This is a genomic window from Flectobacillus sp. (assembly GCF_049240685.1).
In the GTDB taxonomy this organism is placed as follows: domain Bacteria; phylum Bacteroidota; class Bacteroidia; order Cytophagales; family Spirosomataceae; genus Flectobacillus.
Genome location: NZ_JBMLSD010000236.1, coordinates 1 through 10,903 on the forward strand (window position 1 = coordinate 1; position 10,903 = coordinate 10,903).

The window sequence follows — 10,903 nt, forward strand, 5'->3', positions numbered from 1 at the left end:
AAGAGTGTTAGAATGTTTTTTAATAACCACAGCCATGCTTTTTTCCAAAGCCTACTGCCGAAAGCCGTTACCTGAAAGCCTAAAGTTCAATCTTAAATTTTATTTTGCCCACTAACTTACTAGCAATTTATGTTTCTTAAAAAAGCCCCAGTGGTCAAGGGAGTTTTTTTCTTTGGGCACGCATTAGAATTTGGACGAGACCCTCTCAATTTTTTGCTGAAGCTTCAAAATAACTATGAGCGTATTGCACAGTTGCGGATTGTATACCTCAAGGTCAATCTATTGCTCAATGCAGAGGATATCAAGTATGTATTACAAGAAAATAGCAAATCTTTCGTCAAAGGACGTGCCTACAGAGTTCTTGGGCAGGTTTTAGGCAATGGTTTATTGACGAGCCATGGCGAATTTTGGCATCGACAGCGCAAATTAGCCCAACCAGCCTTTTACAAACAGAGGCTCGCATTGTTAGTAGATATTATGAACGATGAGACGATGGTTATGGTTAAACGTTGGCAAGAGGCTATGCATCAGCAAAATGGCAGTACTACGCTTTCAATGACCAAAGAAATGATGGCTACCACCTTGTTGATTGTCACCAAATCGTTGTTTGGTACTAATATAGATACCCATCAAATTGCACATATTTCACACGATGTCGATACGCTCAACGAAATACTTAGTATTCAGATGCGTACACCTGTTCGATTTCCGATGTGGGTTCCTACCAAAACGAATCAGCGTTTTAAGGCTGCTTCAAAACGATTAGATGCTGTTATTCAACATATCATAAGTAGTAGGAGGGAGGCTCTTGCCTCTGACCCCAGCGCTCAATTTGATGATTTGCTGCAAATGCTCATTACGGCAAAAGATGAAGATACAAACGAGCAAATGACCGACAAGCAGCTTCGAGATGAAATAGTTACGTTGTTTGTTGCAGGTCATGAAACTACCGCAATGGCCATGTCTTGGGCAATGTATCTTTTGGCGCAACATCCCGAAATAGTTCAAAAAATGCGAGATGAAGCAATAGCTATCTTAGGAGACGATTTGCCCAATTTTGAGCATATTCGACAGCTAACCTATACTTCACAAGTGGTTAGTGAAGTGCTACGATTATATCCTCCTGCTTGGGCTATCAGTAGGCAGGTGATGGAAAATCAAACCATAGGCGAGTACCTAATTCCTGCCCATGAGCAGGTCTTTTTCTGCCCATATTTACTACATCGAAACAAGGCCTATTGGACAAATCCCGAGGAGTTTAATCCTGATAATTTTTTGCCTGAGCAGACGAAACAGCGCCCAAGTTATGCATATCTTCCTTTCGGCGGTGGGCCAAGACTTTGTATTGGCAACAATTTTGCTCTGATGGAAATGCAAATTATGTTGTCTTTACTAGTAAAGTATTTTGATTTTGAAAAAGTGGAAGAAGTTATTCCTGACCCTCAAATCACCTTGAAACCCAAAGGCGCAATGCCTATCAAAGTGACTAAGCGATAATTACTATAGCCCTAACAATCAAATTTTCTACATATAGAAGCATCTATGCAATAGCCAGATTGACATACTGTTTCAAAAACAGGCTAACTCAGCTCGCTAAGAATTCTTGTTGTTGCTTTTATGAGCACTTATTTTTAACGATAATAATTGATTTTCATCAGTACGCACAAAATGGCAATATTTCAAATAAAAATTTATTTCGGTTCAAAACTTTCTCTATTATTGCAATCATAATTACGGTAAAATTATCCTTTATTATTATGAATAATCAAAATTCATCTAATGCTAGCAACAATAGTTTGCTCAAAATCATTTTGGGACTAGCGGCTGTTGTAATCCTAGTATTAGGTTATATGCTGTACAACGCCAACCAAAAAACAGATAGTCAGGAATCTATCATTAATCAAAAAATTGAAGAACTGACTACTGTACGTACTCGTTTGGATTCAATTTCGACACAACTTGATGCCAAAATCGCAGAAATTAAAGAGCTTGGAGGAAAAGTAGAAGAGTTAGAAAATCTAAAGGCTCGTTTAAATAAAGATAAAGTTGAATTAAAAAATACAAGTAAGTTTGATAAGAATACTTACGAAGAAAAAATCCAAGAATACATTGTCTTACTTAATGAAAAAGATCAGCAAATCAGTAAATTACGTGCTGAGAATGAGAGTCTATTAAAAGAGAAAGGTGTCTTGACCCAAGAAAAAGAAGGGGTTGTCCGCGAAAATACAGGGCTTCGTGCCGAGCGTGAAGTACTCACGCAGTCGGTCACTGAAGAGCGAAGCAAAAATGAGGAATTAACCAAAAAAGTAAGAATTGGTGCTCAATTAAAAGCTATTAATATTCAAGTTTTGGCAGTAAATTCTCGTGGAAAAGTACAAGATGGAGGCAATTATAAGTCTAAGAAAATGAATCAATTATTGGTTATTTTCAACCTTCCTTCGAACCCGCTAACTGAACAAAACGAAAAAGAAATTATTCTTCGTATTCTTGACCCAACAGGCGCTGTAATCTCAGATAGTGCTTTAGGTTCGGGTATTTTCCAATTTAATGGTATCGAGACAGCCTATACTTCCAAAAAGGTAGTTGAGTACACTAACAACGACCAACGCGTTGAAATGCTTTTTAGTAGAGGCGAAAGTTCTAAATACAATTCAGGAAACTACTCGGTAGAATTGTATGCTGAAGGCTTCAAGATTGGTCAAGGAGTATTTACGGTGAAGTAAATTGAGTGAATGGAGATATAGTGAATGAGGATTTAAAATTGATATATCAATCTTAGAGACGTAATAATTTACAGCCAATGTTGAATTTTGTCTGGCAACAAAAAAAGCGGTCGAAAATTGTTTTTCGACCGCTTTTTTTGTTGCTACTATGCTAGATTTCACTCGATTTAAGACGCAATCATTGCGTCTCTACAAATGAATTTCATATACAAATAACCAAACATTCACTCAATACTACAAATCTATCTCCAAGCCAGTTACAAAGTTCTGTTGAGCTTGGCATGTTGATAAGATTGTGGATAAGTCGATTTCTTCGACAGTGCCTACCAATTTACCCGTAAAATGTAGCGTAATCGCTTCAGCATTGATACGCGTTTGAGTAATCAAGGGGTGTACAGAGCCATCCAATGCTTTTACAATATCTTCTGCAAATTCTTTGAACATGATATTCGTAGGAAGCTTATAATACTTTGCCGAAGAAGCATCGCTTCCTATCACAAAAATTGGTACAGGGAGTACTTCTGCACTAGCTGCCAAACGACCATACGCTTTTTTGGCTTCTGCATAAGAGGCCTCCTGCGCTTCGGCATCGAATCCACCAAACAAAAACGCTACTTGCTTACGAGCGCCCAGGCTCGCAATACGAGCGGCAATGGCTGCATCTAGTTTTTCAAGCAGTAATTGAAACTTCATCGTGTTTTTTCCGGTACGAATACGCTCACGAATCGACTGACGAATGAAATAGGTAATTGCATCTGTTACATTCAAACCGATTTCGGCCATTTGCTTAAATATTAATGAAGTAGGCGACATCCCCGGAATAGTATTTGGGTCGTGCAATAATACTTCGCCCTCTGGCGTCAGGAATCCATCAATACGTGTACAAACACCAAATTTTAAGGAATCAAAAGCTTTTTTGACATCTGCTTGTACTTTATGAAGGTTTTCCAATGACGTTTCAATTGGAATACGTTTACGAGTGGCAGAAGATTGATATTTTGCCTTAAAATCAAAAACCTCTACTCCAGCGATGATTTCGGTTGGTGGTAAAGCCACCGATACGCAATCTGGCGTTTGGATTACCCCACAACTAAATTCTTGTCCTTTTACAAAACTTTCAAACAAAACAGCATCCTCGGCATTACTCGAAATCAGTTCGGCTTTGGTATTTGATTGCGCAAAATGTGCATCAAGTTTGGTCATTAATTCAGCAGGATGATAGATTAATTCATTGTTCAATGCCACTGGCAAACCGATACCTTCATCAAGATTGGCCATTTTTTGAACAAATTCTTTTTTATCAGAGGTATTCCATTCTTCAGCACTTACCTCACGAATAAAGAAACATTGTTTTACGGCTTTTACAAAATCACTGACTTCGTCTTTTTTCACAAAAGCTACTCCGATAGATGACCCTTGGTGTGGTGCTTTCACGACAAATGGTAAGCCAACTTGCGCTTTGATTTGTTCGAACAAAGTACTGGCCTCCTCTTGCTCAAACAATTGGCGAGACAAAGTAGTAGTCCTTTTGTTAAGACCAACTGCCAAACGAATCAAGTCATTTTGGGCTATTTTATCAATCCCAATCGAAGAGCCCATTACACTTGGCCCTGAATAGGGAATACCGTACCATTCCAACAAACCTTGAATACTACCATCCTCGCAACCAGGGCCGTGCATAGCAATAAAGGCAAAGTCGATGTAGGACTTAAACTTGTCGGGCGAAATACGTGTACCAATGGTCTGAAGCATGGTATCTAGTTCTTCATCCGTCAATTGTCCTAACGATTCTGAGTATATCGTGTAATCGCCTTGATAAGATTTTGGAGGATAAAAATCACGAATTGAGCTCGAATACACCAAAGACTCATTGAGAATGATGAAGTTGCCTGTGCCATCTACAAAAATGGGAACTGGCGTAAAAAGAGATTTGTCGATGTTTTCCATCGCCGTTTTACCACCTGCAAAACTAATTTCACGTTCACGAGCGGGTCCGCCAAAGAAGATACCTATATTCATGCTTGAAATGCCCGATAAAGCCATCGGGATTAAACGTTGAAGAGAATGCTATTTTTGGCGTGCAATATAGCAAATTTAGGCGAGACAGTAGGGTTTTTGGGGAGGTGAGGCAATAAAATGTATCGGCGGCAAAGTGTGTCATTATAGTTTGTGTGCTGCTGTAGGCTTTAAGCTGTAGGCAAAGTGAGTCATTGACTTTCATCATTTTGCCTACAGCGTAGTGCTTATCGCGAAAAGCATCAACCTATTTTTTCTTAAAAATCCAGTCTAATTTTTCAAGAGCTGCTGTGTTGGTTGTTTTTGTTTTGACAAAATTCTCAATGAATGCGGCATCTTTTTTGTCGATTTGTTTAACATTTTTACAAAAAGCATCAATCAAACTGGCTGCTTCGAGGTCTTTTCCTACTTTGAAAAGGATGGTTGACTCGGTCCAGACAAAGCGTCCACGAATCGATTGCTCGTCGATACCCAAACGACGGAGGTACTCTTTCATTTGAGTGAATTTTTCGGGCGAATATTGTTGAGCACGACTACAATACAAGCTGTACATGACAATGTTTTCGGCTGTAACTTTTACATTTTGTGCCCCATACTTTTTGTTAAATTCATCCAAATGATTCATCATGTGGATAAACAAGGGGTTTTCGTCATCCATGATGATTTTCTGTAAAACCAAAAAGTTGGTGGGGCTAGACATAACCTCTGGTTTTTGTTTTTGCGCATACGTGCGCATTGCCGCAAGGTTGTCGGTAGTATCACAAAGCAAACGACAATTGTAGGCATATTCTATCAAAAAGTTATCGTCGCTCATGCCTTGCTGAAAATAATTTTTCCATGATGCTGACTGCATTTGTGAATTGACGGCACGCTCACCCATGTTGATGATATAGGCATCGTTGTTTTGCTCGTCACCAGCCGACTGGATATGCATTAATTTTTCGTCTTTACTCCAAAAACTCATTAGGGGCGTAGATAATACATAGATATTATGTTTTTGGCGAAAAGCCCTTGCTTCAGGAGAGTTTACCTCCAACTGATAATTGATAAAGGTTTTATTGTAAAAAGCCCCCACTTTGGGGTTGGTATCAAAAGTCTTTTTAAAATTTTCACAGTGAGGACAACCAATCGCATAAATTTCGACGAAAAGAGGTTTGTTTTGTGCTTGTGCCAAAGCAAAGGCGCTTTTGAGAGTTCCTTTATGGAAATTAATACCTCCACGTACCTGTGCCTGAGACTGTACAAAACTAATTACGAAGGCAAATAGTAAAGCAATTTTTTTCATACGGTATTATTGAGTAAATGATTAAGTATTGGGGATTTCGGATTTTTGATTTCGGAAGTATCTATAAACAGGGACTATTTGTAAAATCTCAAATCCCCAATCCGAAATAGATTATTGCTCCTAAACAACGAATAGCCCTTGCAAAATAATTTGCAAGGGCTATGTATATTTTTGGCAAAGCATCGAGTGGTTTAATCCACTACCGCTTCGACAAGAGCAATTTCGGGAACTTCACGACGAATGGTTTCCTCTATACCAGCTTTGAAAGTCATGGCAGACATCGAACACGAACTGCATGCGCCCACAAATTTTAATCGAAGAACCGAATCGTCTGTGATTTCGACCACTTCCACATTGCCACCATCAGCTACCAAATAAGGACGAATCTTATTGAGTGCCGATTCTACTTTGTCTGCTAGAGAATTCTCAAACGTTGTATCCATTCTTTTATAACAAGTTGGTTGGATGGTCATTTGACCAAAAATATATAAGCTAGGGAATTTTCTATGCCTATATCAAATATCTATTATACAAATATCGTAATAATTTGATACCAATAATGACAGAGACTAGGAAATTTAGCTTTTGTAGAGTTATAACTTACACTTTCAATTGTACAGGAGTAGTTTTATCCATTGTAGCGTTACGAATAGCCACCTGTTGTGCCACATTCTCAGCTAAATCTTTGAAAGCCTTTGTCATAATCGATTCTCCCATCACGACTGGTTTGCCTTCATCGCCTCCCTCGCGGATGCCTTGTACCAAAGGAATTGAGCCGAGCAACTCGGTTTCGTATTTTGCTGCTAATTCTTTACCACCATCTTTTCCAAAGATATAATACTTATTGTTTGGTAATTCTTCTGGTGTGAAATAAGCCATGTTTTCGACAACACCCAACACAGGCACATTGATTTGTGGCTGTCTGAAGAACATTAATCCTTTGGTAGCATCGGCCAAAGCTACTTTTTGTGGCGTAGTAACTACCACCGCACCAGTTACGGGCACAAGCTGTACCAATGATAAGTGAATATCGGAAGTACCAGGAGGAAGGTCAATTAATAAATAATCTAATTCGCCCCAATGCGTATCGCCAAAAAACTGACGCAAAGCCTGAGTAGCCATTGGCCCACGCCAAGGCACAGGGTTGTCTTGTGGTGCCAAAAAGCCCATCGAAATCATTTTGATACCAAATTGCATGATTGGCTGAATCATGTTTTTGCCATCGATTTGCTGAACCATTGGTTGCATATCCTCAGCCCCAAACATTACAGGGATAGAAGGCCCAGAAATATCGGCATCGATAATACCAACTTTGGCTCCAGATAATTTGAGTGCCATAGCCAAATTGGCTGTTACTGTAGACTTACCTACGCCGCCTTTACCCGAAGCTACTGCGATAATATTTTTGACATCTGGCAACAACGTAGAATTGCCAAAACGTGTAGTGGTTACATCGGCAGTCATATTAATCACCACTCTCAGATTGGGGTCTACAAGCTCGTGAATGGCATTTTCACAGTCCTTTCTAATTTTTTCTTTCAAAGGACACGCAGGAGTTGTGAGTACTACGGTAAAGCGAACTTCACCCACCCCCAACTCAATATCCTTAATCATATTGAGGGTAACGAGGTCTTTTTTCAAATCTGGTTCAGGAACCGTCGATAAAGCCTTGAGAATTTCTTCTTTATTGATTTTTAAATCGCCCATGATTGTTTTTCGAAATTAGTGGCAAAAATACTAATGCCATTCGATAAGAATTAATATCTCATCTGTATCGTTTATTAAACTTAACTACAAAGATAGCTCGTAAGTTTCTTTAAGCTACAGGAAGTAAGAAGGAAATTGCCAAATTGGCGATAGCTATAAATTACAAAGGACTCAACAAGTGAGTCCTTTGAAGGGAAAATAGGAGTAGAGACTATAAACTTTAAATGCTTTTGAGGTGTACTTATACCAAATTTTATTTGGAAATCAAATTTCAATATTTATAAACAATTCTAAAAATTATTTACGCGGACGGGTTTAGAAAGAGGGTCAACAAGTCAGAATTCTGTATGAAGCTATTCTTAAAATAAGGCCAAATAAATAGAGTCTCTTAACTTAGGTTATGAAATTTTCAAAATGATGATTTTTTTGAGGATTTGTGCATAAGTTCATGGTAAATTTGGGAATGAATAACAAATTGAGGCCTGTTTGGGTATATCTTTTGGGATGGTTGTTATACATGTTTAGTGAGGGGACTGTATATCATAGCATATTCAATGTACCCTACCATCTCCAATCAAGTGTAATACTCCTACTACATGGTGTTTGTAAGCTTTGTATTTTTACTTTTTTAATTAAATATATCATTACTAATCAAACCACGCTAAGTCTGAAAGAATGGTTTTTAAAACGAGCTATCCTATCACTTGGAATAATTGTTGCATGGAATTGGTTGGTTCAGTGTTTCCTGCTACCCCATTTTTTAGATTCTTTTTTGTGGTCAAGTCAACAAAACTTTTGGTTTCAGGTTAGCACTTATACATTTACTATTTCTTGGGCAATAAGCTATGGGTTTGCTCAACTTTTATTGGAAAAACAAAAACAACAACAATTTGATCAACAAGAAAATCAACGCTTGAACGACGCCATCAATCAAGCCGAACTTGCTAGTCTTAAAAAACAAATCAGTCCACACTTTTTTTATAATACCCTAAACTTCTTTTACGCACAGTCTGTTCAATATTCTGAAAATCTTTCTCGTGGGATTATGCTACTTTCTGAAATTATGCGTTATGCCATAAAAGATGATGACGAAGAAGGAAAAGTTCATTTGGGTAAAGAAGTAGCGCAAATAAAAAATTATGTCGAGCTGAATCAGCTACGTTTTGATAATCAGTTATGTGTTCAATTTGACATAAATGGCAATTTAGAGTACCGTCGAATTGTGCCATTAATACTGTTAACTTTTGTCGAAAATGCTTTCAAATTTGGAGATTTAATGGATCCTAATCATCCACTTTCGATTGAAATTTCGGTAAAGGAAAACCACTTAACGTTTAAAACATATAATAAAAAGTGTTCCGAAGCTAAAAAACAATCAGGAGGTATTGGCTTGAGCAATACCCGCCGTCGTTTACTTCTTGCCTATCCTAATAGGCACAAACTAACCACTAGTGACGAGGGCGATTTCTTTAGCGTAACGCTACACTTAGTACTTTAAATACTTTATTTAAATGTTGAATTGTATCATTATAGATGATGAACGTGCCGCCATTGATGTATTAAGCAATTATGTCAAGCGTTTGCCTCAACTAAACTTACTAGCCACCTTTACAAGTCCAGTTGAAGCACTCGAACTAATCCGAACTCAGGCCGTTGATTTAGCTTTTGTCGATATACGAATGCCAGAACTCTCAGGCATTGAACTCATGAAATTGGCGGGCAGTCGCTGCCGATTCATTATAACTACAGCCTACGAGGAATATGCCTTAGAAGGATATCAATATCATAACATCGACTATCTTGTCAAACCTGTACCATTTGAACGTTTTGTGCGAGCTATAGACAAAACACAGTCTATTCTGAAACGAAGCTCCGAAAACGAACGCGCTGGTGTAGCAGATGATTATGTTTTTATCAAAACTGAAAGTAGAATTCAGAAAATAGAACTCAACGACATACTCTTCGTGGAAGGTCTCGGTAATTATGTTACTGTGCATACTACCAAAGGAAAATTTGTTTCCCTACTCAATGTAAAAGACCTTGAAGAAGCGCTTTCTCCCGATTTATTTCTTCGGGTACATCGTTCTTATATTATTTCTTTAGGCAAAATAGATTTTGTAGAAGGCAACCAAATTTTCTTGGATAACGAAACGTCTATTCCTCTTGGAGATACTTATCGTAATCAACTTTGGACAGCTTTAGACAAGAAAATTATTACAGGACGAAAATAAAGTCGTGAATCTTTACGAACTTTGCCAAAATATACCATAGTCAGCATTGAAAAAGGATGGAGATTTATTACTCCATACTCTTCATTCAGCGCTTTTCAGAATTCCCCCATTCTAAGAAACTATTCTATCGGCTGGGGGAGTTTATGTGTATAAGCATGATTCATCGCCCGTTTGGGCCGAATTTTAGTAGTAAATTTTCTTTAACATTAATCCAATCAATGGCTATTCCCCAACGACCGTATCTCGTAGGTATTACTGGTGGCAGTGCTTCAGGCAAAACTTTGTTCCTGAAGCGATTGCTTGAGGCTTTTCCAGAAAATGAAATTTGTTTGATTTCTCAAGACAATTATTATCGCCCACGTCATCTTCAAATTAAGGATGAAAATGGTGTTGAAAATTTTGACCTTCCTGAATCAATTGATGGAGAGGCTTTTGCCCACGATGTTGAGCTGTTGAAAAAAGGTTTGGAAGTACACAAAGAGGAATACACATTCAACAATAAGGCCGTAACACCCAAAATGTTATGTTTTAAGCCCGCCCCAATTGTGGTTGTTGAAGGTATTTTTGTATTCCATTACCCCGAAGTAGCCAACCAGCTGGATTTGAAGGTATTTATTGATGCCACCAACAAAATCAAACTTAATCGCCGTATCAAACGCGACGCCGAAGAAAGAGGATACGATTTGATGGATGTGATGTATCGCTGGAAAAATCACGTAAACCCAACCTATAAGAAATTTATTAAGCCTTATAGAAAGGTGGCTGATATCGTAATCCCAAACAATCATAGCTTCGACTTAGGTTTGGATGTGTTGATTAATTTCTTGAAAGCAAAAATTCATCAGTAAGCTTTAAGACATTTACCAGAAAAAGGTACGATGTGAACAAATGATTCACATCGTACCTTTTTCATTTTTTTAGGAAATATTAAATCAATAGTA

The 10,903-nt window shown here is 38.1% G+C and carries 9 protein-coding genes; 5 read left to right on the forward strand and 4 right to left on the reverse strand.

Going from position 1 to position 10,903, the window contains the following annotated elements:
• Window positions 1-129 precede the first annotated feature (129 nt).
• Together ACOVQ4_RS10895 and ACOVQ4_RS10900 are read left to right on the forward strand one after the other, a co-directional pair.
• A complete protein-coding gene (locus tag ACOVQ4_RS10895) occupies window positions 130-1,497 on the forward strand; it encodes a cytochrome P450 (RefSeq protein ID WP_421820673.1) in 1,368 nt (455 codons plus the stop codon).
• A 260-nt stretch (window positions 1,498-1,757) separates the two neighbouring features.
• On the forward strand, window positions 1,758-2,723 hold the full coding sequence (locus ACOVQ4_RS10900) for a hypothetical protein (protein WP_421820674.1): 966 nt from the start codon (window positions 1,758-1,760) through the stop codon (window positions 2,721-2,723).
• A 234-nt stretch (window positions 2,724-2,957) separates the two neighbouring features.
• Here the strand turns inward: ACOVQ4_RS10900 and ACOVQ4_RS10905 are convergent, their stop codons facing one another.
• The 4 genes from ACOVQ4_RS10905 to ACOVQ4_RS10920 form a co-directional block, all read right to left on the reverse strand.
• On the reverse strand, window positions 2,958-4,742 hold the full coding sequence (locus ACOVQ4_RS10905) for a D-alanine--D-alanine ligase family protein (protein ID WP_421820675.1): 1,785 nt from the start codon (window positions 4,740-4,742) through the stop codon (window positions 2,958-2,960).
• Window positions 4,743-4,986: 244 nt separating this feature from the next.
• On the reverse strand, window positions 4,987-6,024 hold the full coding sequence (locus ACOVQ4_RS10910; RefSeq protein ID WP_421820676.1) for a thioredoxin family protein: 1,038 nt from the start codon (window positions 6,022-6,024) through the stop codon (window positions 4,987-4,989).
• A 191-nt stretch (window positions 6,025-6,215) separates the two neighbouring features.
• The gene (locus ACOVQ4_RS10915) at window positions 6,216-6,467 is read right to left on the reverse strand and encodes a NifU family protein (protein WP_421820677.1); all 252 of its coding nucleotides are present in this window, start codon (window positions 6,465-6,467) and stop codon (window positions 6,216-6,218) included.
• Between the two features lie 157 nt (window positions 6,468-6,624).
• Window positions 6,625-7,731, reverse strand: a complete 1,107-nt coding sequence (locus tag ACOVQ4_RS10920) for an Mrp/NBP35 family ATP-binding protein (RefSeq protein ID WP_421820678.1) — start codon at window positions 7,729-7,731, stop codon at window positions 6,625-6,627.
• 865 nt (window positions 7,732-8,596) lie between these two features.
• On the opposite strand from ACOVQ4_RS10920, the gene ACOVQ4_RS10925 reads away from it, so the two are divergent.
• From ACOVQ4_RS10925 to ACOVQ4_RS10935, 3 genes are all read left to right on the forward strand, one after another.
• Complete coding sequence (locus tag ACOVQ4_RS10925) at window positions 8,597-9,229, forward strand: sensor histidine kinase (protein WP_421820679.1); 633 nt, start codon at window positions 8,597-8,599, stop codon at window positions 9,227-9,229.
• Between the two features lie 13 nt (window positions 9,230-9,242).
• Window positions 9,243-9,962, forward strand: a complete 720-nt coding sequence (locus tag ACOVQ4_RS10930) for a LytR/AlgR family response regulator transcription factor (RefSeq protein WP_421820680.1) — start codon at window positions 9,243-9,245, stop codon at window positions 9,960-9,962.
• 218 nt (window positions 9,963-10,180) lie between these two features.
• On the forward strand, window positions 10,181-10,810 hold the full coding sequence (locus ACOVQ4_RS10935; RefSeq protein WP_421820681.1) for a uridine kinase family protein: 630 nt from the start codon (window positions 10,181-10,183) through the stop codon (window positions 10,808-10,810).
• Window positions 10,811-10,903: the final 93 nt, after the last annotated feature.

What these genes read in the sequence shown, in the direction of transcription:
- ACOVQ4_RS10895 (WP_421820673.1), top strand. Translation starts at nt 130, where the DNA reads ATGTTTCTTAAAAAAGCCCCAGTGGTCAAGGGAGTTTTTTTCTTTGGG.
- ACOVQ4_RS10900 (WP_421820674.1), top strand. Translation starts at nt 1,758, where the DNA reads ATGAATAATCAAAATTCATCTAATGCTAGCAACAATAGTTTGCTCAAA.
- ACOVQ4_RS10905 (WP_421820675.1), bottom strand. Translation starts at nt 4,742, where the DNA reads ATGAATATAGGTATCTTCTTTGGCGGACCCGCTCGTGAACGTGAAATT.
- ACOVQ4_RS10910 (WP_421820676.1), bottom strand. Translation starts at nt 6,024, where the DNA reads ATGAAAAAAATTGCTTTACTATTTGCCTTCGTAATTAGTTTTGTACAG.
- ACOVQ4_RS10915 (WP_421820677.1), bottom strand. Translation starts at nt 6,467, where the DNA reads ATGGATACAACGTTTGAGAATTCTCTAGCAGACAAAGTAGAATCGGCA.
- ACOVQ4_RS10920 (WP_421820678.1), bottom strand. Translation starts at nt 7,731, where the DNA reads ATGGGCGATTTAAAAATCAATAAAGAAGAAATTCTCAAGGCTTTATCG.
- ACOVQ4_RS10930 (WP_421820680.1), top strand. Translation starts at nt 9,243, where the DNA reads ATGTTGAATTGTATCATTATAGATGATGAACGTGCCGCCATTGATGTA.
- ACOVQ4_RS10935 (WP_421820681.1), top strand. Translation starts at nt 10,181, where the DNA reads ATGGCTATTCCCCAACGACCGTATCTCGTAGGTATTACTGGTGGCAGT.